Origin of the sequence: Streptomyces sparsogenes subsp. cuspidosporus (assembly GCF_039532705.1) — a bacterium.
GTDB lineage: Bacteria > Actinomycetota > Actinomycetes > Streptomycetales > Streptomycetaceae > Streptomyces > Streptomyces sparsogenes.
Genome location: NZ_BAAASD010000019.1, coordinates 85,417 through 108,436, shown reverse-complemented (window position 1 = coordinate 108,436; position 23,020 = coordinate 85,417). Strand labels below are relative to the sequence as shown.

Below are 23,020 nucleotides of genomic sequence, written 5' to 3'. Positions count from 1 at the left end.
GTTTACGCGTCCCGGGAACCGTGCCTGCCGTCGGGGGGTCAGCCGTCCAGCGAGGTCATCACGTGCTTGATGCGCGTGTAGTCCTCGAACCCGTACGCCGACAGGTCCTTGCCGTAGCCGGACTTCTTGAAGCCGCCGTGGGGCATCTCGGCGACCAGCGGGATGTGGGTGTTGATCCAGACGCAGCCGAAGTCCAGGGCCTTGGACATCCGCATGGCGCGCGCGTGGTCCTTGGTCCACACCGAGGACGCCAGCGCGTACTCCACGCCGTTGGCGTAGTTGACGGCCTGGGCCTCGTCGGTGAAGGACTGGACGGTGATGACCGGGCCGAAGACCTCCTTCTGGATGATCTCGTCCTCCTGCTTGAGCCCGGAGACGACGGTGGGGGCGTAGAAGAAGCCCTTCTCGCCGACGCGGTGGCCGCCCGCCTCGACCTTGGCGTGCGCGGGCAGCCGGTCGATGAACCCGCTGACCTGCGCAAGCTGGTTGGCGTTGTTGAGCGGGCCGTACAGCACGTCCTCGTCGTCGGGGGCGCCGGTCCTGGTGTCGGCGGCGGCCTTGGCCAGGGCGGCGACGAACTCGTCGTGGATGGACTCGTGGACCAGGACGCGGGTGGCGGCCGTACAGTCCTGGCCCGCGTTGAAGAAGCCCGCGACCGAGATGTCCTCGACGGCCTTGGCGATGTCGGTGTCCTCGAAGACCACGACGGGCGCCTTGCCGCCGAGCTCCAGGTGGACCCGCTTGAGGTCCTTCGAGGCGCTCTCGGCGACCTGCATGCCGGCCCGGACGGAGCCGGTGATGGAGGCCATGGCGGGCACGGAGTGCTCGACCATCAGGCGGCCGGTCTCGCGGTCGCCGCAGATGACGTTGAAGACGCCGCGGGGGTGGCCCAGCTCGGTGAGCACCTCGCCGATGATCTCCGCGATCAGCACGGTGGAGGCGGGGGTGGTGTCGGAGGGCTTGAGGACGACGGTGTTGCCCGCCGCCAGCGCCGGGGCGAACTTCCACACGGCCATCATCATGGGGTAGTTCCAGGGCGCGACCTGCGCGCACACCCCGATCGGCTCGCGCCGGATGATCGAGGTCAGCCCGTCCATGTACTCGCCGGCCGAGCGCCCCTCCAGCATCCGCGCCGCGCCCGCGAAGAAGCGGATCTGGTCGATCATGGGCGGGATCTCCTCGCTCGCGGTGAGCGCGAGCGGCTTGCCGGTGTTCTCGGACTCGACGGCCACGAGCTCCTCGGCGCGCGCCTCGAAGGCATCGGCGATCTTGAGCAGCGCCTTCTGGCGCTCGGCCGGGACCAGGTCGCGCCAGGCCGGGAAGGCGGCCGCGGCGGCCGCCATGGCGGCGTCCACGTCGGCCCGGCCGGACAGCGGGGCCGTGGCGTAGGGCTCGCCCGTGGCCGGGTTGACCACCTCCGTGGTCCGCCCGTCCGCGGCGTCCCGGAACTCCCCGTCGATGTAGTTGCGCAAACGACGCAGTTCGGTGGTCACGTGCCACCCCTCCTTGTCGGGTGTCCATTGGATGAGACACCACAGTAGTCGGCATGACGACGCTTTCAACATACCCGCCACACCAAAACAACGGAATCAGCGATATAAGGCCCTCTCGACAACGAATTTCATCGAATAAGGGTTGCGAGACGGCTGAGGCTCGTGCACAGTGGGCTCCGTGGCCACACCTGACAAGAACGGCACACCGCCGATCGACTCCGTCTCCCTGGCGATCATCGAGCAGCTCCAGGAGGACGGCCGCCGTCCGTACGCCGCGATCGGCAAGGCCGTGGGCCTGTCCGAGGCGGCCGTACGGCAGCGCGTGCAGAAGCTGCTCGACCAGGGCGTCATGCAGATCGTCGCGGTCACCGACCCGCTCACCGTGGGGTTCCGGCGGCAGGCGATGGTCGGCATCAACGTCGAGGGCGACCTCGACCCGGTCGCCGACGCCCTGACCGCCATGGACGAGGTCGAATACGTGGTCGTCACCGCGGGCTCCTTCGACCTCCTCATCGAGATCGTCTGCGAGGACGACGACCATCTCCTCGAGGTGATCAACAAGCGGATCCGCACGCTTCCCGGCGTGCGCTCCACCGAGAGCTTCGTCTACCTCAAGCTCCGGAAGCAGACCTACACCTGGGGAACGAGATAGCAATGAGCGCCGACCTCTCCACCACGGCGTACGACCACCTGTGGATGCACTTCACCCGCATGTCGTCGTACGAGAACGCCCCCGTACCCACCATCGTGCGCGGTGAGGGCGCCTACATCTACGACGACAAGGGCAAGCGCTACATCGACGGCCTCGCCGGGCTCTTCGTCGTCAACGCGGGCCACGGGCGCGTCGAGCTCGCCGAGACCGCGTACAAGCAGGCCCAGGAGCTCGCCTTCTTCCCGCTGTGGAGCTACGCCCACCCCAAGGCCGTCGAGCTCGCCGAGCGGCTCGCCGGCTACGCCCCCGGCGACCTCAACAAGGTCTTCTTCACCACCGGCGGCGGCGAGGCGGTCGAGACCGCCTGGAAGCTGGCCAAGCAGTACTTCAAGCTCGTCGGCAAGCCCACGAAGCACAAGGTCATATCCCGCGCCGTGGCCTACCACGGCACCCCGCAGGGCGCCCTGTCCATCACCGGGCTGCCGGGCCTGAAGGCCCCTTTCGAGCCGCTCGTCCCCGGCGCCCACAAGGTGCCCAACACCAACATCTACCGCGCGCCCATCTTCGGCGACGACCCCGAGGCGTTCGGCCGCTGGTGCGCCGACCAGATCGAGCAGCAGATCCTCTTCGAGGGCCCGGACACGGTGGCCGCGGTCTTCCTGGAGCCCGTGCAGAACGCGGGCGGCTGCTTCCCGCCGCCGCCCGGCTACTTCCAGCGGGTCCGCGAGATCTGCGACCGCCACGACGTGCTGCTCGTCTCCGACGAGGTGATCTGCGCCTTCGGGCGGCTGGGCACGATGTTCGCCTGCGACAAGTTCGGCTACGTCCCGGACATGATCACCTGCGCCAAGGGCATGACCTCCGGCTACTCCCCCATCGGCGCCTGCCTGGTCTCCGACCGGCTCGCCGAGCCCTTCTACCGCGAGGACAACACCTTCCTGCACGGCTACACCTTCGGCGGCCACCCGGTCTCGGCGGCCGTGGCCCTGGCCAACCTCGACATCTTCGAGCGCGAGGGGCTCAACCAGCACGTCCTGGACACCGAGGCCGACTTCCTCGCCACCCTGCGCCGGCTGCACGACCTGCCGATCGTCGGCGACGTGCGCGGCAACGGCTTCTTCTACGGCATCGAGCTGGTGAAGGACAAGGCCACCAAGGAGTCCTTCGACGCGGAGGAGACCGAGCGCGTCCTGTACGGCTACCTCTCCAAGGCGCTGTACGACAACGGGCTGTACTGCCGCGCCGACGACCGCGGCGACCCGGTCGTCCAGCTCGCGCCGCCGCTGATCGCCGACCAGGCGCTCTTCGACGAGATCGAGCAGGTGCTGCGGGCGGTCCTGACCGAGGCGTGGACCAAGATCTGAGCGCCTCCGGGCCGCCCCTTCCGACCGGCCGGATTGCGGCTGATCGGAGGAAACGGCAGCGTGCCCGCGCCGAGCCTGGGCGCGGGCACGGGCCGGAGTCCTTACCGTGCCAGTGACCCATTGGCTCTGCGGTCGTTCCCCCAACCGGGGGAACGCACGGACGATCGCAGCTGAGGCGAGGTGCTTCGCATGGTGGCTCCGCCGGACAACGACGTGCTCTGGGCACGCACCCTGACGTACGCCTACGGCGGGTCGCCCGCCCTCGCCGGCGTCTCCCTCGGCGCCCGCGACGGCGAGATCCTGGCCGTGACCGGCCCGCGCGGCTGCGGGAAGACCACCCTCCTCAAATGCCTGTCCGGCCTGCTCGTCCCGGACCGCGGGGAGGTGTGGTTCAACAGCGCCCCCGTGCACACCCTCTCCCCGCTCGGCCGCGAACAGCTCCGCCGCGACCGCTTCGCCTGGATCGACACGGAGCCCCAGCTCATCGCCGAGCTCACCGCCTGGGAGAACGCCGCGCTGCCCCTGATGCTGCGCGGCACCGGCCGGCGCGAGGCCAAGAGCACCGCGCACGAGTGGCTGGACCGGCTCGACATCGGCGAGTGCGCCCGCCTGCGCCCCGCCGCGCTCCCCCAGGCACAGCGCCAGCGCGTGGCGATGGCCCGCGCGCTGGCCTCCGCGCCCGCCGTGCTGTTCGCCGACGAGCCCACCGCCCCGCTGCACAGCACGGACCGCGCCCAGGTGCTGCGCACCCTGACCACGGCGGCCCGCTCGCACGGCATCACGGTGCTCCTGGCCACCCATGACGAGGAGGTGGCCACCCTCGCCGACCGCACCGTCGCGCTGCTGGACGGCCGCCGGGTGGGTTCGCCGCACTCCCCCGAGGCGGAGGGCAGGTCCGCGTGCTCAGTCTCCGCCTAGCCCGCGGCGCCCGGCCCCTGGCCCTGGTGCGCCGGTCACTGGTGGCGACCGCGGCGGCGGGCACGGGCTTCCTGCTGCTCTGCGCCCTCGGGTACGCGGCCGGGCATCCCGAGCAGGCCGACGACGCGGTCGTACGGCTGCTGTGGTGCGTGGTGCCCCTGGCGGCCACCGCCCAGCTCGCGGTCTCGGTCGCGCGCGCCGACCCGAGCGTCCCGTTCGGCCCGGTCTTCGCGGCGGCCGGCGGCGGCCCGGCCAGGTCCGCGCTGCTCGCGGCGGCCTCGGCCGCCCTGTCGTGCGCGCTGGGCTGTGTGCCGGCCCTGCTGGTCTTCCTGCACCTGCGGGGCGATCTGGGCGGCTCGTGGCCGCTGTGGCCCGATGCGGCGAGCGGGGCGGCGAGCGGCGCGCTCGGCGCCGGTCACCCGGTGCCCTGGGCGGCCGCGGTCACCCTGCTCGCGCTCGTACCGGCGGTGGCGGCCGCGGCCTGCGCGGTCCACCTGTGGCCCCGGGGAGCGCGGCGCGCGCGGGGGGCGCGGGGAGGCGGCCGGGCGCGGGGCGCGGAGACGGCCCCGCGCGGCGCGGCGCCGGAGTTCGCGACCCGGCGACTGCCCTGGGGCATCGCGCTGACCGCGGCCGGCATCGCCATGGAGGCGTACACGAACAACGCCGGCAGCGGCCCTCCCCCGCCCCCCGGCAGGCTGCTGCCGCTCCCCGGCCACCTGGGGAGCAGCCCGCCCGGCGTGGTGGGCGGCTGGGCGCTCACGGCGGTCGGCCTCGTGCTGGCCGGGCCCGGCCTCACCCACCTGTGCGGCAGATTGCTGTCCGCGGGCCGCCCGGGGGCGCTGCGGCTGCTGGCCGGGCGGGTGCTGCAGCAGGAGGCGGGGCGCCTGGGGCACCCGATCGGCGTGCTGTGCGCCGTCGCCTCCGGCGCGTACGCCGCGGTCCAGCTCTACGGCGCGGGCCCCGGCTCGTCCGGCGACCGCCCCTTCGGCCCGCTCACCGGCCTGGGCGCCGCGCTGATCATGATGTGCGCCACCGCCTCGGCGCTCACCGCGGCGCTCGAGACGAAGAGCGCCCGGGGCAGGACGACCGAAGCCCTGCTGCGCCTGGGCGCGCCGCCGCGCCTGCTGCGGGGCGCCGCGGCCCTGCGCGGGGTGGCCCTGCTGATCCTCCTGGCCCCGCTGGCCTGGGCGGTCGCGGAGCTGAGCACGCTCCCCTTCGACCACTGAGCCGCGCCACGCGCCACTCCGCGCCATGCGCCACTCCGCGGCCCGCCGACCGCCTCGGCCCACCGCCGGGGGCCGCCAGTAGCATGTCGCCGTGCTGACCGACGACGCTTCCACCGCCGCCCAAGACCCGTGCCCCGACCGGGAGATCGAGTCCCTGCGGGAGTTCGACGAGGTCGTGGCGCGCGGCTCACTGGCCGGGTACCGCGTCCAGTCCGTCGATCTGACGGACCGTACCCCGGCGCTGCTCGGCACGGACACCGCCGAGGCCGTCTTCCTCGGCTGCCCGATGGAGCCCGAGGCCGCCGCCAAGGTGCGGGCCGGCGGCGCGCTGGTCTTCCCGCCGGTGCCGGGACTGCCGTTCGACCCCTACCGCGGCACCCTCTACTCGCCGAGCGAGCTGTTCGAGGGGCTGGCGGAGCGGGGCTACGCGGGGACGCCCGACGCGCTCGCGTACGCCTGGTTCCAGCGGACCAAGGCCGACGGCGACATCTTCTCCTCGATGCTGCGCTCCATCCACGACGACGCCGTCTCGGACGCCCTCGACGAACTCCTCGCCGGGTCACGGGTGGTGGGTGTGATGGGCGGGCACGCCCTGGAGCGCGGCTCCGACGGGTACGCGGGCGCGGCCCGGCTCGGGCGGGCGCTGGCGCGCTCGGGGTTCACGGTCGCCACGGGCGGCGGGCCGGGCGCGATGGAGGCCGCCAACCTGGGCGCGTACGCGGCGCCGTTCGCCGACGGGATGCTCGACGAGTCCCTGGAGGTGCTCGCCAAGGCACCCTCCTTCCGGCCGTCCGTCGGGGAGTGGGCCGAGGCGGCCTTCGCGGTGCGCGAGCGGTGGCCCGGCGGCGGCACGTCGGTAGGCATCCCCACCTGGTTCTACGGGCACGAGCCGCCCAGCGCCTTCGCCTCGCACATCGCGAAGTACTTCGCCAACGCCACCCGCGAGGACGGTCTGCTGGCGCGGTCGAACGCGGGGGTGGTGTTCCTGCCGGGCGCCGCCGGGACCGTCCAGGAGATATTCGACAACGCGACGCCGAACTACTACGAGTCGCGCGGCGAGCCGACGCCCATGGTGCTCGTGGACCGCGACCACTGGACGCGCCGCCTGCCGACCTGGCCCCTGCTGGAGGCGCTCGCCCAGGGCAGGTCCATGGCGGCCCGGATCGCGCTGGTGGACTCGGTGGACGAGGCCCCCGAAGCCCTCATGTCCCTGACGGGCCTGACGGGCTGAGCGCAGGGCCTCCGTGAGGGGCGCGGGGGGGGCGCGCCCACGTCTCAGGCGCGGCTCAGGCGTCGGCGCCCAGCACCACCACGTCGCCCGCCTCGAAGGCGGCCCCGACCCGTTCCCCCTCTCCCGGCGCGTCCCGCAGCGCGCACGCCGCCTCCAGGCGCGGCGCGCCCGCGGGCTGGAGGGCGAGTGCCACACGGTCGCCTCGGAAGGTCCGCGCCAGCACCGTGCACGGCAGGCCCTCCTCGGGGGAGACGAGCCGCACCCCGGCCGGGCGGACCAGCAGTCGGCACGGCCCCGGCGGGGTGCCGTCCGGGACGGGGAGCTTGCCCCAGGGCGTATTGGCGCGCTCGCCGTGGACGACGGCGTCAACCACGTTGTCGAAGCCCAGGAAGCGGGCGACGAACTCGGTGGCGGGGCGCTGCCACACCTCCAGCGGGGTGCCGGTCTGCGCGACGCGCCCCCCGTCCATCACCACCACCCGGTCCGCGAGCGCGAACGCCTCGCCCTGGTCGTGGGTGACCGCGAGCACGGTCGTGCCCAGCTCGCCGAAGAGCCGGCGCAGTTCGACGACGAGCCGCTCCCGCAGCCCGCGGTCGAGCTGCCCCAGCGGCTCGTCCAGCATCAGCAGTTGGGGGCGCGGGGCCAGGGCGCGGGCCAGCGCGACCCGTTGCTGCTCGCCGCCGGACAGCGAGGCGACCGCCCGCCGCTGGGCGCCGGGGAGGCCGACCAGGTCCAGCAGTTCGGCGACCCGGCGCTCGGCCTCGGCGCGCGCCACCTTGCGCATCCGCAGTCCGAAGGCGACGTTGCCGCCCACGTCCCGCTGCGGGAAGAGCTGGTGGTCCTGGAACATCAGGCCCACGCCGCGCCGGTGGGTGGGCACCCCGGACTGGTCGCGGCCGGACAGCCACACCCGCCCGGTGTGGGCGCGCTCCAGGCCGGCCACGACGCGCAGCAGCGTCGACTTGCCGCTGCCGCTCGGCCCCAGCACCGACACCGTCTCGTGCTCGGCCACATGGAGGTCCACGGCGTCCAGCGCCGTGCGCTCGCCGTAGCGGACCGTCACCTCGTCCAGTCGCAGCAGGGTCATCAGAACTCCCCCGAACGGTCGGTGCGGATCCGCTCCAGGAGCAGCAGGGAAGCCGCGCACACCAGCATGAGAATCGTGCTCAGGGCCATGGCCTGGCCGTAGTTGAGCTGCCCGGCCCGGCCGAGGAAGCGGGCGACGGCCACCGGCAGGGTCGGGTGGTCGGGCCGGGCGATGAACACGGTCGCCCCGAACTCGCCCAGCGACACGGCGAACGCGAAGCCCGCCGCGACCCCCAGCGCCCGGGCGACCATCGGCAGGTCCACCTCCCGCCAGGCCCGCAGCGGGGACGCGCCGAGCACGGCCGCCGCCTCGCGCAGCCGGTGGTCCACCGCGCGCAGCACGGGCAGCATGGTCCGTACGACGAAGGGCACGCCCACCAGGGCCTGGGCGAGCGGTACGAGGATCCATGAGGCGCGCAGGTCCAGCGGCGGCTCGTCGAGGGCGATGAGGAAGCCGAAGCCGACGGTGACGGCGGAGGTGCCCAGCGGCAGCATCAGCAGCGCGTCGAAGCCCCGCACCAGTCTGCCCGCTTTCCTGGTGAGCGCCGCGGCCGCCAGGCCGCCCACCACCAGGGCGAAGACGGCCGCCACGGCGGCGTAGCGCAGGGAGTTCCAGACGGCTTCCATGGGTGCGACGAAGAATGTCCCGCCGCTGTCGGCCGCCGACTGCAGGGCGCGGTAGTACCCGAGGCCGTAGCCGCCGGGGGCGTCCAGGGAGCGCTCGACGAGGACCGCGAGCGGCAGCAGGATCAGCAGCGCCACGGAGGCGAGCACGCCCCACAGCAGCGCCCACTGGGCCGGGCCCTGGGGGCGGCGCGCGGTCCGCTCGGGGTCGACGAGCTTCAGGGCGCCCTCGCGCCGCCGTACGGTCCAGGCGTGCAGCCCCAGGACCGCGGCGACCGCGGCGAACTGGACGAGGGTCAGCACGGCGGCCGTCGGCAGGTCGAGCAGTTGCGCGGTCTCCCGGTAGATCGCGACCTCCAGGGTGGCGTACCGGGGGCCGCCGAGGATCTGGACGACGCCGAAGGAGGTGAAGGTGAACAGGAAGACCATCAGGGCGGCGGCCGCCACGGCGGGGGCCAGCGCCGGCAGCGTCACCCGCCGCCACGCGGCCAGGCGGCTCGCGCCGAGCACCCGCGCGGCCTCCTCCTGGCGCGGGTCGAGCTGTGCCCACAGCCCGCCGACGGTCCGTACGACCACCGCGTAGTTGAAGAAGACGTGCGCGAGGAGGATCGACCAGACGGTGGTGTCCAGGCGTACGCCCCACAGGCGCTCCAGCAGCCCGCCGTGGCCGAGCAGGGCGAGGAACGCGGAGCCGGCCACGACGGTCGGCAGGACGAAGGGGACGGTCACGACGGCGCGCAGCAGCCGCTTGCCGGGGAAGGCGAAGCGGGCGAAGACATACGCGCCGGGGAGCGCGACCGCAAGCGTCAGGGCGGTGGACGCGGCCGCCTGCCAGCCGGTGAACCACAGGATGTCCAGGACGGCCGGGTCGGTGAGCACCTCGCCGGCGCGGCCCAGCCGCCACTGTCCTCCGTCGCGCAGTCCGCGGGCGACGATGGCGGCCACCGGGTAGAGGAAGAACAGCGCGAAGAAGGCGGTGGGCACGGCCATCAGGGCCAGCCGCAGCGCCGCCCCGCGGAGGTCAGCGCGCCGCCGGGGGCTCGCCTTCGACGCCCCCGGCCCCACCGCCCGGGGGGCGTCGGGAACGTCGGGGGCGCCTGCGTCACGTTCGCGGCGCTTTACAGGACGAGCGAGGACCATGCCTTGACCCACTGGTCACGGTTCTTGGCGATCTTCTGGGGGGCCAGGGTGGCCGGGTCGGCGATCTGCACCCCGTACTTGGTGAACAGCTCGGGCAGCTTGGCGTCCTCGCGGGCCGGGTTGACGTACATCTTGAGTGGCACGTCCTCCTGGAACCTCTTGGTCAGCAGGAAGTCCAGCAGCGCCTTGCCGCCCTTGGTGTTCGACGCGCCCTTCAGAAGGCCGGCGAATTCCACCTGCCGGAAGCAGGTTCCCGTCGCGACCCCTATGGGGGACTGCGCGGGACGCGGCTTGGCGTCGACCACCTCGGCCGGCGGGCTGGAGGCGTAGGAGACGACCAGCGGCCGGTCGCCCTTGGCCCCGCCCGCCGAGCCGGAGAAGCGGTCGTAGTACGCCTGCTCCCAGCCGTCGACGACCTCGACGCCGTTGGCCCTGAGCTTCTTCCAGTAGCCCTGCCAGCCGTCGTCGCCGTAGCGGGCGGCGGTGCCCAGGAGGAAGGCGAGGCCGGGTGAGGAGGTGGCCGCGTTCTCGGTGACCAGGAGGTTCTTGTAGGCGGGCTTGGTCAGGTCGGCGAAGGTCTTCGGCGGGGCGAGCTTCTTGTCGGCGAAGTACTTCCGGTCGTAGTTGACGCAGATGTCCCCGAAGTCGACCGGGGTGACGCGGTGCTTCGCCGCGTCGAGCTGGAGCGCCGCCGGGACCTTGTCCAGGCCCTTGGCCCGGTACGGGGTGAACAGGTCGTTGTCGAGCGCGCGGGACAGCAGGGTGTTGTCCACGCCGAAGAAGACATCCCCCTGAGGGTGCGACTTGGTGAGGATGGCCTGGTTGACGGCCGCCCCGGCGTCGCCGCCCGGCTGGAGCCGCACCTTGTAGCCGGTCTTTCGGGTGAACTCCTTCAGCACGGCCTTGGAGGTGGCGAACGAGTCGTGCGAGACCAGGGTCACGGTCTTGGACCCCGAGCCGCCGGAGGAGCCGGAGGAGTCCTCGCCGCAGGCGACGAGGGTGGTGAGGCCGAGCGAGCCGAAGAGGGCGGTGGCGACGGCATGCCGAAGACGGCGGTTCATACGATCTGACTCCCTACGCCGGTATGACCCGGATCAGGTCCGAGGGTCTGCGGCCGGGCCGCACTCTCAGCGCTGTTCGCGCTCCCCTGTCGGAATGTTCATTTGTTCGAGCTGGTGCCTCGTGTACGAGGCGGTGCCAGGGCACCGTATCAGCCGGGCCTCAGCGCTCGGCCGCCGCCAGCTGCCCGCAGGCCCCGTCGATCTCCTGGCCCCGGGTGTCCCGGACGGTCACGGGCACGCCGTGGGCCTCCAGGGCGGCCACGAACGCCTTCTCGTCCTCCGGCCTGGACGCGGTCCACTTGGAGCCCGGAGTCGGGTTGAGCGGGATCAGGTTGACGTGCGCCCGGCGCCCCTTGAGCAGCCGTCCCAGCAGGTCGGCCCGCCACGCCTGGTCGTTGATGTCCCTGATCAGGGCGTACTCGATGGAGACGCGGCGGCCCGACTTCTCCGCGTACTCCCACGCCGCGTCCAGGACCTCGCGGACCTTCCAGCGGGTGTTGACCGGGACCAGGGTGTCGCGCAGCTCGTCGTCGGGCGAGTGCAGCGACACCGCGAGCCGGCACTTGAAGCCCTCGTCGGCGAAGCGCAGCATCGCCGGGACGAGCCCGACGGTCGAGACGGTGATGCCGCGCTGGGACAGGCCGAGGCCGTCCGGCTCCGGGTCCGTCAGCCTGCGGATGGCACCCACGACGCGGTTGTAGTTGGCGAGCGGCTCGCCCATGCCCATGAAGACGATGTTCGACAGCCGCGCCGGCCCCCCGGGGATCTCGCCATCCCTGAGCGCCCGCATACCGTCGACGATCTGGTGCACGATCTCGGCGGTGGACAGGTTGCGGTCCAGGCCCGCCTGACCGGTGGCGCAGAACGGGCAGTTCATGCCGCAGCCGGCCTGGGAGCTGATGCACATGGTGACCCGGTCCGGGTAGCGCATCAGCACGGACTCCACGAGCGTGCCGTCGAAGAGCCGCCACAGGGTCTTGCGGGTGGTGTCGTCGTCACAGCTGATGTGGCGCACCACGCTCATGAGGTCCGGCAGCAGCCCGGCCGCCAGCTTCTCGCGCGCGGCGGCCGGGATGTCGGTCCACTGGGCCGGGTCGCGGCTGTAGCGGGCGAAGTAGTGGCGCGACACCTGGCCGGCGCGGAACGGCTTCTCGCCGAGGGCGGCGACGGCCTCGCGGCGCTCGGCGGGCGTGAGGTCGGCGAGATGCCGCGGCGGCTTCTTGGCTCCGCGCGGCGCGACGAAAGTGAGTTCTCCGGGCTTGGGCATGGTCTCCCCAGTGTCTCAGACGTGCGTACGGCCCCGCGCCAGGAGCGGCGCGGGGCCGAAGGGCCAGGGTGTGGGGCCGGGGTGCGGGGCCGGTCAGCCGCCGCCCACGAAGATCACCATCAGCAGCCAGACCACGGGCGCGGTGGGCAGCAGTGAGTCCAGCCGGTCCATGATCCCGCCGTGGCCGGGCAGCAGCTTGCCCATGTCCTTGATGCCCAGGTCACGCTTGATCATGGACTCGCCGAGGTCGCCCAGGGTGGCGCTGACCGCGACGGCGGCCCCGAGCAGCAGCCCGTGCCACCAGGCGCCGCCCTCGATCAGGTACTGCATGCACAGCGCGCCCGCGACCATCGCGAAGAGGATCGCTCCCAGCAGGCCCTCGCGGGTCTTGCCGGGGCTGATACGCGGGGCGAGCTTGTGGCGGCCGAAGCGCCAGCCGACCGCGTACGCGCCGGTGTCGCTGACCACGGTCAGCAGCAGGAAGACGAGCACCCGCCGCGGCCCGTCGTCGGCCGAGAGCATGAGCGCGACGAAGGTGGCCAGGAAGGGTACGTAGAAGGCCGCGAAGACCCCGGCCGTGACATCCCTGAGGTAGTTCTCCGGCGGCTCGGTCATCCGCCACACCAGCACCGCCAGGGCGGTCAGCGACACGGCCACCCACGCGCCCTCCGCACCGCGCACGTAACCGGCGACCACCATGGCGACGCCGCCCACGGCGAGCGGGACCAACGGGACGCGGATGTCCTTGCGCTCGGCCAGCCGGGAGGTCAGCTCCCACAGGCCGACGACCACGGCGACCGCTATGACGCCGACGAACACCGGCTTGTAGATGAACAGCGAGGCGACGACCACCACGCCCAGGCCGACGCCCACCCCTATCGCGGCGCGCAGATCGCGGCCCGCGCTCTTCTTCTTGGCGCCCCCGGCCTCGTCGGGGCGGTGTGCGCTGTCGGCCGGCATGGCGTCGGGTCGCTCCGGGGGCGTCGGGGGATGTACGGCGGGTTGCCGCGGGCCGCGCTCCGGCTCCCGGTCGTCGCGGAACAGGGGGCCGCTCGGCCGAGCGGCCCCCCGATCACGGTCGGCGGCATCCCGAGGGTCTCCGCCTGCGTGGGGCACGGTGGGCATGGGCCGAGTCTGCGCCGCCCCGCCCACCTCGCGCGCGGGACCCGCCGAGGGCGGGGGCACCTCCCCACGAAGCGAGGGGGAGGGCCCCTGGTCGGCCGGTCCCCGGAGGCGGGCGCTCGGCGGAGCTCCCCAGGATGAGTCGTTCATCAGACCTCGAGCAGCTCGGCTTCCTTGTGCTTGAGCAGCTCATCCACCTGCGCGACGTACTTCGCGGTGGTGTCGTCGAGCTCCTTCTCCGCCCGGCGGCCCTCGTCCTCCCCGACCTCGCCGTCCTTGACGAGCTTGTCGATGGATTCCTTGGCCTTGCGGCGGACGCTGCGGATCGAGATCTTCGCGTCCTCGCCCTTGCCCTTGGCGACCTTGATGAATTCCTTGCGGCGCTGCTCGGTGAGCTCGGGGAACACCACCCGGATGATGTTGCCGTCATTGCTCGGGTTGACGCCCAGATCGGAGTCGCGGATCGCCTGCTCGATGTTGCGCAGCGCGCTCTTGTCGAACGGGGTCACCACGGCCATGCGCGGTTCCGGAACCGAGAACGACGCCAGCTGGTTGATCGGCGTCATCGCCCCGTAGTAGTCCGCCACGATCTTGTTGAACATCGCCGGGTGCGCACGCCCGGTGCGGATCGCGGCGAAGTCCTCCTTGGCGACCACAACGGCCTTCTCCATCTTCTCCTCGGCCTCGAGGAGGATCTCTTCGATCACCACTTGCTCCTGGTGTTATCAGTAAGCAGAGCCTCGCCCCTGCGTGCGTCTTCTCCTGCACGGTGTCCGACCGGCAGGCCGTTGTCCATCCCCCGTATGAGCCGTCAGGCCCGGGAGCCCTGGTCGCTCACGAGCGTGCCGATCTTCTCACCCTTCACCGCACGCGCGATGTTCCCTTCGGCGAGAAGCTCGAAGACGAGGATCGGCAGTTTGTTGTCGCGGCACAGCGTGATGGCGGTGGCGTCGGCGACCTTGAGGTCGCGGGTGATCACCTCGCCGTACTCCAGGGCGTCGAACTTCACCGCGTCCGGGTTCCGGGCGGGGTCGGAGTCGTACACCCCGTCCACCCCGTTCTTGCCCATGAGCAGGGCCTCGGCGTGGATCTCCAGGGCACGCTGGGCCGCGGTGGTGTCGGTGGAGAAGTACGGCATGCCCATGCCCGCGCCGAAGATGACCACGCGCCCCTTCTCCAGGTGGCGCACCGCACGCAGCGGAATGTACGGCTCCGCGACCTGGCCCATGGTGATGGCGGTCTGGACGCGGGAGTCGATGCCCTCCTTCTCCAGGAAGTCCTGGAGGGCGAGACAGTTCATGACCGTGCCGAGCATGCCCATGTAGTCCGAGCGGGCCCGGTCCATGCCGCGCTGCTGCAGTTCGGCGCCGCGGAAGAAGTTGCCGCCGCCGATGACGATGGCGATCTCGGCGCCGTCCCGGACGACCGCGGCGACCTCGCGGGCGATGGCGTGCACGACATCGGGGTCGACCCCGAGCCCCCCGCCCCCGGCGAACGCCTCACCGGAGAGCTTCAGCAGGAAGCGACGGCGTTTGACCCTGCCCTGAGCGTTCTTCTCGTCGGCGGCCTGTCCGGCGCCCGCGCCCTGATTCATTGGAGATCTCCTCGTGCACATACGAAGAAGGCCACTGCCGGACGGGTCCTTGATCGACCTCTGCGGCAATGGCCTCCTCGTCACATCTGCGGCCGACCGGTTGACGGTTGGCTGCCTACGACCCTATCGGGGTCGCCGGTCATTCGCTGCTCGGCTCCGACGCCGACGCTCAGACGCCGACGCGGAAGCGCGCGAAGCGCTTGAGCGTGACACCGGCCTCGTCCAGGACCTTCTGGACGGACTTCTTGTTGTCCTTGGCGAACGGCTGGTCCACCAGGACGTTCTCCTTGAAGAAGCCGGTGACGCGACCCTCGACGATCTTCGGCAGGGCGCCCTCGGGCTTGCCCTCCTCGCGAGCGGTGGCCTCGGCCACGCGGCGCTCGTTCTCGACCGTCTCGGCCGGGATCTCGTCACGGGTCAGGAACTTCGGCGCGAACGCGGCGATGTGCTGCGCGACGTCCTTGGCGACCGTGGCGTCTTCCTTGTCGAGCTCGACCAGCACGCCGACCTGCGGCGGCAGGTCCGGGCTGGTGCGGTGCATGTACGCGGCGACGTAGCCGCCGGAGAACTGCGCGAAGCGGTCCAGGACGATCTTCTCGCCCAGGGTCGCGTTGGCCTCGTCGACGAACGCCTGGACGGTCTTGCCGGCCTCGATCTCGGAGGCGAGCAGGGCCTCCAGGTCGGCCGGGGAGGTCTTGGCGACGTGGGCGGCGATGGCGTCGGCGACGGCCACGAACTTGTCGCCCTTGGCGACGAAGTCGGTCTCGCACTTCAGCTCGACCAGCACGCCGGAGGTCTTGTCGTCCGAGATGATGGAGACGACGGCGCCGTTCTCGGCGCTGCGGCCCTCGCGCTTGGCCACGCCCTTCTGGCCCTTGACGCGCAGGATCTCGACGGCCTTGTCGACCTGGCCCTCGGCCTCGTCCAGCGCCTTCTTGCAGTCCATCATGCCGGCGCCGGTGAGCTCACGGAGCTTCTTGACGTCAGCGGCGGTGAAGTTCGCCATGATCTGTGAATCTCTTCTCGAAAGTCGAAAGCTCTACGGGGGAACGGCGGGGGTGGCGCACCGGGCGCCCTCCCCCGCCGTCACGTCGCAGCCTGAGTGGTCAGGCCTGCTCGGCGTCCGCGGCCGGGGCCTCGGCGGGCTGCTCGGCCTCGGCCGGCTGCTCGGCCTCGGCGGGCTTGGCCGCCTCGGGCTCGTCGGCCTTCTTCTCGCCCTCGAGCAGGTCGCGCTCCCACTCGGCGAGCGGCTCACCGGCGGCCTTGTCGGCCTTCTCGTCACCGGTGGCGACACCGGAGCGGGCGATGAGGCCCTCGGCGACCGCGTCGGCGATCACACGGGTGAGCAGGGTGACCGAGCGGATCGCGTCGTCGTTGCCCGGGATCTTGTAGTCGACCTCGTCCGGGTCGCAGTTGGTGTCGAGGATCGCGACGACCGGGATGCGGAGCTTGCGCGCCTCGCCGACGGCGATGTGCTCCTTCTTGGTGTCGACGATCCAGACGGCGCTCGGCACCTTCTGCATCTCGCGGATACCGCCGAGGGTCTTCTCCAGCTTGGCCTTCTCACGCGAGAGGACCAGGAGCTCCTTCTTGGTGAGGCCGGAGGCGGCCACGTCCTCGAAGTCGATCTGCTCGAGCTCCTTGAGGCGCTGCAGGCGCTTGTAGACGGTCGAGAAGTTGGTGAGCATGCCACCCAGCCAGCGCTGGTTCACATACGGCATGCCGACGCGGGTCGCCTGCTCGGCGATCGCCTCCTGCGCCTGCTTCTTCGTGCCGACGAACATGATGGAACCGCCGTGGGCGACGGTCTCCTTGACGAACTCGTAGGCGCGGTCGATGTACGACAGCGACTGGAGCAGGTCGATGATGTAGATGCCGTTGCGCTCCGTGAAGATGAAACGCTTCATCTTCGGGTTCCAGCGGCGGGTCTGGTGCCCGAAGTGGACGCCGCTCTCCAGCAGCTCCCGCATCGTGACGACGGCCATGGCCGTACTCCTTGAAGTGCTCGGTTCCACGGCGGCCGGGCGGCCGCCGCGCCTGACGCCCCGGCGCGCCTGCCACGGAAGGTGCCCTCGCGGAGGGCTCGTCCGAGGACCGAGGGGCGCGGCCGCCATGCTGTTCGAGCGGTATCGATGGACGGATCGAGGCCGATCGGGGTGCCGGTGGCGGGGCGTGCGAAGTCGATCCGGTGACCCGGATCGCCACAAGAAGTGTACGGGACCCGCGCGGTGCCGGGTGACGGCGATATCCACAACCCGTGAGTAGTCCCCAGATCGTGTCCATGATCCACGCGAATCGGCGCGTCGCGCCACGGTGTTTCCATGCGACTTCCCGTGCCACGTCCAGGGCCGCTTCCCGGGCGACCGCGCCCCGCCGACCCGGCCCCCTGCCCGTGCCCGCCGACCCTCCCGACCTCGCCTTTCGCGCTCCTGCGCGCGCTCCTGCGCGTGGTCCTGTCCGGTGTCGTCCTCGGCTGGATCTCGCTGCTCCTGGGGTGGCCGGCCGCCGCGGCCCAGGCCCGTGACGGGCGGTCCTGGCCGGTGGGGTCCGAGGCGGGAGGGGGCAGGCCGACGGTGCTGCGGGGCTGGGAGCCGCCGCCGGCGCCCTGGGCGGCGGGCCACCGCGGGGTGGACCTCGCCGCGCGCCCCGGCCCAACGGTGCGCGCGGCGGCGGCCTGCGGGGTGTCCTTCGCGGGCCCGGTCGCCGGCCGCGGGGTGCTCACCATCGAGCTGCCGGGCACCGGCCGACCGCCGCTGCGGACGACCTACGAGCCGGTGCGGGCCCTGGTGGCCGAGGGCGAGCGGGTGCGGGCCGGGCAGGTGGTGGGGACGGTGGCCGCGGGCCCCTCCCACTGCCCCTCCGGCTGTCTGCACTGGGGGCTGCGCAGCGGCGATCGCTATCTGGACCCGCTGTCGCTGCTCGACCCGTGGATGCTCAGGCGTGGCCCCTCCCGGCTGCTGCCGGTGTTCGGCGTACCGGAGCCTGCGGACGCGGCGGAAGAAGCGGGTGGCCCGGCCGGGCCACCCGCGGGCACGGACCGGGTGCCCTCGGTCCTGCCACCGGGCACCGCGGGCCCCGCAGGGTCCGGAGAGCTGGCCCAGGCCGCCGCCCTGGCCGGCGCGGCGGCCTGGGCCGGTGCGCGGCTGCGCGGCGCGCGGGGGCCGGGGGGCCGGCTCGGGGTGCTCGGGGCGCGCATCACTCAGGGGACAGGGGCACAGCGTGTGGGGCGGGTGCGCGGGGTCAGGGGCGTACGCCGCGGAGGGCCATGGCGACGGCCGCCTCGGTGACGCGCGCGGGGTCCTCGGCGCCGAGCTCGATCCGGCGGACCGCGGCGTCCACGACACCCTGCAGCAGCACCGCGGTCAGCCGCGGCTGCTCATGACCGAGGTCGCCGAGGGCCTCGACGACCATGGCGATCAGCCCGCCGTGCGCGGCCCTGATCTTCTCGCGGGCGCCCGCGTCCAGCTCCCCGGCGGAAATCGCCACGACGGCGCGGTGGCGGCGGTCGCCGACCAGCGCCAGCTGCCGCCGCACATACGCCTCGATCTTGGCCTCGGGCGAGTCGGCCCGCTCCATGGCCGCCTCGACCTCGGCGGCCCAAACGGGGAAGTCCACCGCGCACAGCTCCTCGACCACGGCCGCGCGGGAGCGGAAGTACTCGTAGACGGAGGACCGCGCGAGGCCCGTGCGCTCGGCGAGGGCGGGGAAGGTCAAGGCCTCCGTACCGCCCTCGGACAGCAGGGAACGGGCGGCGTCCAGCAGGGCGCCGCGCTGCATCGTCCGGTGCTCGGCCACGGAGGCCGCTCGAATCCTGGGCACGCCTCCACTTTACGAAAGGCCCCCTGACCGGGGCGATACAGACGGGAGGATTCACCGTCCGACATCGGCGAGCTTGGCCCGCAGCTGCAGCACGGACTTGGTGTGGATCTGGCTGACCCGGCTCTCGGTGACCCCGAGGACCTGCCCGATCTCGGCCAGCGTGAGCCCCTCGTAGTAGTAGAGGGTGACCACGGTCTTCTCCCGCTCGGGCAGCGTATTGATCGCGCGGGCGAGCAGCCGGCGCAGCTCGCGGTCCTCGGCCACCTCCACGGGGTTGTCGGCGGCGGTGTCCTCCAGGGTGTCCATGAGGCTGAGCCGCTCGCCGCCCTCCCCGCTCCCGTGCAGCAGCTCTTCCAGGGCGACCACATTGGCCAGCGACAACTGGCTGAAGACGCCGTGGAGTTCCTCGAGGCCGATGTTCATCTCGGCGGCCACCTCGGCCTCCGAGGGGGTGCGGCGCAGGGCCGCCTCCAGCGTGGCGTACGCCCGCTCGACGGCCCTGGCCTTCTGACGCACCGAGCGCGGGATCCAGTCCAGCGCCCGCAGCTCGTCGATCATCGCGCCACGGATGCGGGTGATCGCGTAGGTCTCGAACTTGATGGCCCGTTCGGGGTCGAACTTCTCGATGGCGTCGATGAGTCCGAAGACTCCCGAGGAGACGAAGTCGGCCTGCTCGACATTGGACGGCAGCCCGACGCTGACCCGCCCGGCCACATACTTCACCAGCGGTGAGTAGTGGAGGATCAACTGCTCCCGCAGCCGACCGTCGCCCGTGGACTTGTAGGACCGCCACAGCTCGTCGAGCGACGAGGGGGCGGGGGGACGCACCGCGCCGCGGGCAGGGGTCGGCGCCGCGCGGTCAGACCCGGAGATGTGCTGGGGCATTCGTCGCCTTGTGCCGTTCTGCCATGACGTGGGTGAGGACGTGCGCTTCCGCCGGAAACCTTGTGAGCGTAGCGTGAGTGAGCCATCGCGGTATGCGAAGGGAGTCGGCTCGGCGGTGTGCGGATACGGTCATCGCCTCAACCCTTTCACCCGATTGCCCCAAATCTGCGGACCGCCTCGCCGTGTGGCCCCGTTCCGGTGGGCCGGCCGGGCCAACTCCCAGCGGTCGCCATGACGTTCGACGAATCCCAGGGCGAGCAGCTCGTAGAGCCGGCTCAGCGCCTCCTCGCAGCTCGTCCCGGAGTCCCGGGCGACCTCGCGGCCGTCGCTGCCGCCCTGTGCCGACAACGCTTCCAGGACGCGAGCCGTCACGGGATCGAGCAGGTCCCGCTCCACCAGTGGCCCCTGCCGGGCGGGGGCGAGGTCCCCGATGCCGCCCACCAGCTCGGCCACTTCATCGGCGTCGGTGACCAGGACGGCCTCGCCGCGCAGCAGTTCATGGACCCCGGCGGAGAGCCCGCTGGTGACCGGGCCCGGCACGCCCATGGTGTGCCGGCCGAGCTTCAGCGCGCGGCGCGCGGTGACCAGGGACCCGCTGCGGTACTGGGCCTCGACGACGACCGTGCCGCGGGTGAGCGCGGCGATGACCCGGTTGCGGAGCACGAAGCGGCCGCGGGTCGGGTGCGCGCCGGGCGGCAATTCGCCGAGCAGCAGGCCCTGTTCCGCGATGCGCTCGATCAACTCGGCGTGTCCCCGGGGGTAGGGGACGTCGACGCCGGAGGCGAGCACGGCGACGGTCGCCCCGGCGGCGGCCAGCGCGCCCCGGTGCGCCGCGCCGTCCACGCCGTGGGCCGCGCCGGAGACCACCACCCAGCCCCGCTCGGCGAGCCCCGCGCCCAGGGTGGCCGCGACATGGGCGCCGTAGTCGCTGCAGGCGCGGGCGCCCACCACGGCGACGGAGCGCAGCGCCCACATCCGCAGCGAGGGCCGGCCGCGCACCCACAGCCCCACCGGACGGGCGTCGCCCAGGTCGTCGAGTTGACCGGGCCACTCCAGATCGCCGGGGCAGACGAAGCGCCCGCCGCGGGCCGCGACGGTGGCCAGGTCGGCGGCCGGATCGAGGCGCTCGGCCCGCAGCCGACACCCGGCGAGACGCTCCTCGCTCGCCCCGGGCGGCGGCTTTCCGGCCCCGCAGAGCGCCCGCCGCAGCGCCACGGGCCCCAGCTCGCGCAGCCAGCGCCCCACCGTCTCGTCCCCGGGCTCCACCAGCCGGGTGAGGGCGGCCCGCGCCAGACGCTCCTCCTCCGGCGCGGCCGCGGCTACCCGCTCGCTCCCGTCCGGGCCGGGCCCGGGCCCGTCGGCCTGCCCGGGCCCGTCGGCCTGCCCGGGCCCGTCGGCCTGCCCGGACGCCTCCGGCCCGCCCGCCTCCGGCCCGTACGCCTCCGGCCCGCCCGCTTCCGGAGTACCGGCCGTTCCCGGGGTGCCGGCCATCAGAACCCCACCGCCCCGGCCGGGATCCCCCGGCTGACGCCGGTGCGCAGCTGGAGCGCCTGCGCCACGTCCTCGGTCTCCGGCCGGTCGTGGCCCGCCAGGTCCGCGAGGGTCCAGGCGACCCGCAGGACGCGGTCGAGACCCCGCGCGGTGAGCAGCCCGCGCTCCATGTCGCGCTCGGCCTCGCGCAGCGCGCCGGGGCGCGGGTACCAGCGGGTGCGCAGCTCATGGCCGGGCACCTCGCTGTTGGTGCGCCAGGGGGTCTCGGTGAAGCGCGCGGCGGCGCGCTCCCGGGCCTCGCGCACCCGGGCCGCGGCCGTCGCGGTGCTCTCACCCGCACCGGGCGCCCCGGTGAGCTCCGCCCGGCTGACCGCCTCGACCCTGACCCGCAGGTCCACCCGGTCGAGCAGCGGGCCGGACAGCCGCGCCTGATAGCGGCGGACCGTCGTGGGCGAGCAGTCGCAGCCGTCGCCGACGTACGAGTGGCGCCCGCAGGGGCACGGGTTGGCGGCGAGCAGCAGCAGGAAGCGCGCGGGCATGCGCACCATGCCGGCCGAGCGGGCCACCACCACATGGCCCGACTCCAGGGGCTGCCGGAGCGCGTCGAGCACCTGGGCGCTGAATTCGGGCGCCTCGTCCAAGAAGAGCACTCCCCGATGGGCGAGGGACACCGCGCCGGGCCTCGGCAGCCCGTTTCCCCCGCCGACCAGGGCGGCCATGGTGGCCGAGTGGTGCGGTGCGCAGTAAGGCGGCGCGGCCACCAGCGGCTGACCGGGCGGGAGGATCCCGGCCACCGAGTGGACGGCGGTCACCTCCAGGGCCTCCCGCCGGGTGAGCGGGGGCAGCAGGCCGGGCAACCGCTCGGCGAGCATGGTCTTGCCCGCGCCCGGCGGGCCGGCCAGGAACAGATGGTGGCTGCCGGCCGCGGCGACCTCCAGGGCCTTGCGGGCGGCCTGCTGACCGGCGACCTCGGCCAGGTCGGGGCGGCGCTCGGCGGCCCCGGAACCGGCCGCCACGCCGGCGCCCATGCCCGCGCCCGCCAGGCTCAGCCCGGCGAGCATCGGATCGGGGCGGCCCTCCTCCGGCTGCTCCTCCTCGGCGGGCACCGGTTCGTCCGTCAGCACGGCGATCAACTGGCGCAGGGTCCGCACGCCGAGCACCGAGACATCCGGCACCAGGGACGCCTCGGCCGCCGTCTGCTCGGGAACGACCACCTGCCGGTAGCCGGCCTCGGCGGCCGCGAGCACCGCGGGCAGCACCCCGCGCACCGGGCGGACCCGGCCGTCCAGACCGAGCTCCCCGATCATCATCAGGTCGGCGATCAACCGCGGGTCGAGGCGCTCGGCGGCCCCGAGCACCGCGCAGGCCACAGCCAGGTCGAAGCCGCTGCCGCCCTTGGGCACGGACGCCGGGCTGAGACCCACGGTGAGCTTCTTCTGCGGCCACTCGGCGCCGGAGTTGACCACGGCCGCGCGGACCCGGTCCCGGCTCTCCACCAGGCTCTTGTCCGGCAGCCCCACCAGGGTGAAATTGGCGACGCCCGGCTCCAGGTCGGCCTGGACCTCCACCACCACGCCCTCGACCCCCAGCAGGGCGACCGAGCAGGTGCGGGCGAACCCCATCAGGCGGCCCCCCGCACATGCTCGACCACCGGCGCGCCGCGCTCCGGCAGCACCACGCCGACCAGGTCGATCCGCACCCCGCCCGGCGGCGGGCCGCCGTGCCGCTCCAGCCAGCGCTCGGCCAGCCGGCGCAGCCGGTCGGCCTTGCCGGGGGTGACGGCCGCCATCGGGTGTTCGTACCCTCCGGCACGGCGGGTCTTGACCTCGCACACCACCAGCGCCCCGCCGTCCAGGGCGACGATGTCGATCTCCCCGTCCCGGCACCGCCAGTTCCGCTCCAGGACGGTCATCCCGGCCTGTGACAGCCGGCGCACCGCCAGATCCTCGCCGTAGCGTCCGAGCGCTCCTCGGGCGTTCATTCGGCACCACCTCCGGCACCGACTGTGACGCCCCGGCGCCGGATTATTGGATCTTTGTGGACAACC

General features: G+C 72.9%; 21 protein-coding genes and 1 riboswitch. Of the genes, 6 read left to right on the top strand and 15 right to left on the bottom strand.

What is annotated here, in order from left to right; all coding sequences use genetic code 11:
- Nucleotides 1-38 precede the first annotated feature (38 nt).
- Nucleotides 39-1,493, bottom strand: a complete 1,455-nt coding sequence (locus ABFY07_RS22805; protein ID WP_346176265.1) for a gamma-aminobutyraldehyde dehydrogenase — start codon at nucleotides 1,491-1,493, stop codon at nucleotides 39-41.
- A gap of 178 nt (nucleotides 1,494-1,671) precedes the next feature.
- Here ABFY07_RS22805 and ABFY07_RS22800 point away from each other — a divergent pair, with 178 nt between their 5' ends.
- The 5 genes from ABFY07_RS22800 (at nucleotide 1,672) to ABFY07_RS22780 (ending at nucleotide 6,884) form a co-directional block, all read left to right on the top strand.
- On the top strand, nucleotides 1,672-2,145 hold the full coding sequence (locus tag ABFY07_RS22800; protein WP_346176264.1) for an Lrp/AsnC family transcriptional regulator: 474 nt from the start codon (nucleotides 1,672-1,674) through the stop codon (nucleotides 2,143-2,145).
- Between the two features lie 2 nt (nucleotides 2,146-2,147).
- Nucleotides 2,148-3,509 carry an aspartate aminotransferase family protein gene (locus ABFY07_RS22795; RefSeq protein WP_346176263.1) on the top strand — a complete coding sequence of 454 codons (1,362 nt, stop codon included), beginning with the start codon at nucleotides 2,148-2,150 and terminating at the stop codon, nucleotides 3,507-3,509.
- 189 nt (nucleotides 3,510-3,698) lie between these two features.
- Nucleotides 3,699-4,427, top strand: a complete 729-nt coding sequence (locus ABFY07_RS22790) for an ABC transporter ATP-binding protein (RefSeq protein WP_065965206.1) — start codon at nucleotides 3,699-3,701, stop codon at nucleotides 4,425-4,427.
- Nucleotides 4,409-5,653 (top strand): hypothetical protein, encoded by a 1,245-nt coding sequence (locus ABFY07_RS22785; protein WP_346176262.1) that lies wholly within the window; start codon nucleotides 4,409-4,411, stop codon nucleotides 5,651-5,653. Before ABFY07_RS22790 ends, ABFY07_RS22785 begins: the two co-directional genes overlap by 19 nt.
- Before the next feature lie 91 nt (nucleotides 5,654-5,744).
- Entirely contained in the window at nucleotides 5,745-6,884 is a 1,140-nt protein-coding gene (locus tag ABFY07_RS22780) for an LOG family protein (protein ID WP_346176261.1), read from the top strand.
- A 55-nt stretch (nucleotides 6,885-6,939) separates the two neighbouring features.
- On the opposite strand, the gene ABFY07_RS22775 is transcribed toward ABFY07_RS22780, so the two are convergent.
- From ABFY07_RS22775 to rpsB, 9 genes are all read right to left on the bottom strand, one after another.
- On the bottom strand, nucleotides 6,940-7,971 hold the full coding sequence (locus ABFY07_RS22775; RefSeq protein ID WP_346176260.1) for an ABC transporter ATP-binding protein: 1,032 nt from the start codon (nucleotides 7,969-7,971) through the stop codon (nucleotides 6,940-6,942).
- Nucleotides 7,971-9,584 carry an ABC transporter permease gene (locus ABFY07_RS22770; RefSeq protein ID WP_346176259.1) on the bottom strand — a complete coding sequence of 538 codons (1,614 nt, stop codon included), beginning with the start codon at nucleotides 9,582-9,584 and terminating at the stop codon, nucleotides 7,971-7,973. Before ABFY07_RS22770 ends, ABFY07_RS22775 begins: the two co-directional genes overlap by 1 nt.
- Before the next feature lie 128 nt (nucleotides 9,585-9,712).
- Entirely contained in the window at nucleotides 9,713-10,795 is a 1,083-nt protein-coding gene (locus ABFY07_RS22765; protein ID WP_346176258.1) for a thiamine ABC transporter substrate-binding protein, read from the bottom strand.
- Nucleotides 10,789-10,893: riboswitch (TPP riboswitch) on the bottom strand. (Overlaps the previous gene by 7 nt.)
- A 62-nt stretch (nucleotides 10,894-10,955) precedes the next feature.
- Nucleotides 10,956-12,062: a dual-specificity RNA methyltransferase RlmN gene (gene rlmN, locus ABFY07_RS22760; RefSeq protein WP_346176257.1), complete on the bottom strand. Its 1,107-nt coding sequence runs from the start codon at nucleotides 12,060-12,062 to the stop codon at nucleotides 10,956-10,958.
- A gap of 93 nt (nucleotides 12,063-12,155) precedes the next feature.
- Nucleotides 12,156-13,334, bottom strand: a complete 1,179-nt coding sequence (locus ABFY07_RS22755; protein WP_346176256.1) for a phosphatidate cytidylyltransferase — start codon at nucleotides 13,332-13,334, stop codon at nucleotides 12,156-12,158.
- Nucleotides 13,334-13,891 carry a ribosome recycling factor gene (frr, locus tag ABFY07_RS22750; RefSeq protein ID WP_346176255.1) on the bottom strand — a complete coding sequence of 186 codons (558 nt, stop codon included), beginning with the start codon at nucleotides 13,889-13,891 and terminating at the stop codon, nucleotides 13,334-13,336. The genes ABFY07_RS22755 and frr overlap by 1 nt, the downstream gene beginning before the upstream one ends.
- A 104-nt stretch (nucleotides 13,892-13,995) precedes the next feature.
- Nucleotides 13,996-14,778, bottom strand: coding sequence for a UMP kinase (gene pyrH / locus ABFY07_RS22745; protein ID WP_065965195.1), 783 nt, complete (start codon nucleotides 14,776-14,778; stop codon nucleotides 13,996-13,998).
- A gap of 169 nt (nucleotides 14,779-14,947) precedes the next feature.
- Nucleotides 14,948-15,784 (bottom strand): translation elongation factor Ts, encoded by an 837-nt coding sequence (gene tsf, locus ABFY07_RS22740; protein ID WP_065965194.1) that lies wholly within the window; start codon nucleotides 15,782-15,784, stop codon nucleotides 14,948-14,950.
- 100 nt (nucleotides 15,785-15,884) lie between these two features.
- The gene (gene rpsB, locus ABFY07_RS22735) at nucleotides 15,885-16,763 is read right to left on the bottom strand and encodes a 30S ribosomal protein S2 (protein WP_346176254.1); all 879 of its coding nucleotides are present in this window, start codon (nucleotides 16,761-16,763) and stop codon (nucleotides 15,885-15,887) included.
- A 462-nt stretch (nucleotides 16,764-17,225) separates the two neighbouring features.
- On the opposite strand from rpsB, the gene ABFY07_RS43200 reads away from it, so the two are divergent.
- Nucleotides 17,226-18,065 (top strand): murein hydrolase activator EnvC family protein, encoded by an 840-nt coding sequence (locus tag ABFY07_RS43200; protein ID WP_428836990.1) that lies wholly within the window; start codon nucleotides 17,226-17,228, stop codon nucleotides 18,063-18,065.
- Here ABFY07_RS43200 and ABFY07_RS22725 read toward each other — a convergent pair.
- The 5 genes from ABFY07_RS22725 to ABFY07_RS22705 all read right to left on the bottom strand — a co-directional run bounded on the left by ABFY07_RS22725 (nucleotide 18,019) and on the right by ABFY07_RS22705 (nucleotide 22,954).
- Nucleotides 18,019-18,573, bottom strand: coding sequence for a TetR/AcrR family transcriptional regulator (locus tag ABFY07_RS22725; RefSeq protein WP_346176291.1), 555 nt, complete (start codon nucleotides 18,571-18,573; stop codon nucleotides 18,019-18,021). The two genes, ABFY07_RS43200 and ABFY07_RS22725, sit on opposite strands and share 47 nt — an antisense overlap.
- Nucleotides 18,574-18,648: 75 nt before the next feature.
- Complete coding sequence (gene whiG / locus ABFY07_RS22720; RefSeq protein WP_346176253.1) at nucleotides 18,649-19,482, bottom strand: RNA polymerase sigma factor WhiG; 834 nt, start codon at nucleotides 19,480-19,482, stop codon at nucleotides 18,649-18,651.
- Between the two features lie 129 nt (nucleotides 19,483-19,611).
- On the bottom strand, nucleotides 19,612-20,973 hold the full coding sequence (dprA, locus tag ABFY07_RS22715; RefSeq protein ID WP_346176252.1) for a DNA-processing protein DprA: 1,362 nt from the start codon (nucleotides 20,971-20,973) through the stop codon (nucleotides 19,612-19,614).
- Nucleotides 20,973-22,595 carry a YifB family Mg chelatase-like AAA ATPase gene (locus ABFY07_RS22710; RefSeq protein WP_346176251.1) on the bottom strand — a complete coding sequence of 541 codons (1,623 nt, stop codon included), beginning with the start codon at nucleotides 22,593-22,595 and terminating at the stop codon, nucleotides 20,973-20,975. The genes dprA and ABFY07_RS22710 overlap by 1 nt, the downstream gene beginning before the upstream one ends.
- Nucleotides 22,595-22,954, bottom strand: a complete 360-nt coding sequence (locus tag ABFY07_RS22705; protein WP_065965184.1) for a YraN family protein — start codon at nucleotides 22,952-22,954, stop codon at nucleotides 22,595-22,597. The genes ABFY07_RS22710 and ABFY07_RS22705 overlap by 1 nt, the downstream gene beginning before the upstream one ends.
- Nucleotides 22,955-23,020 lie beyond the last annotated feature (66 nt).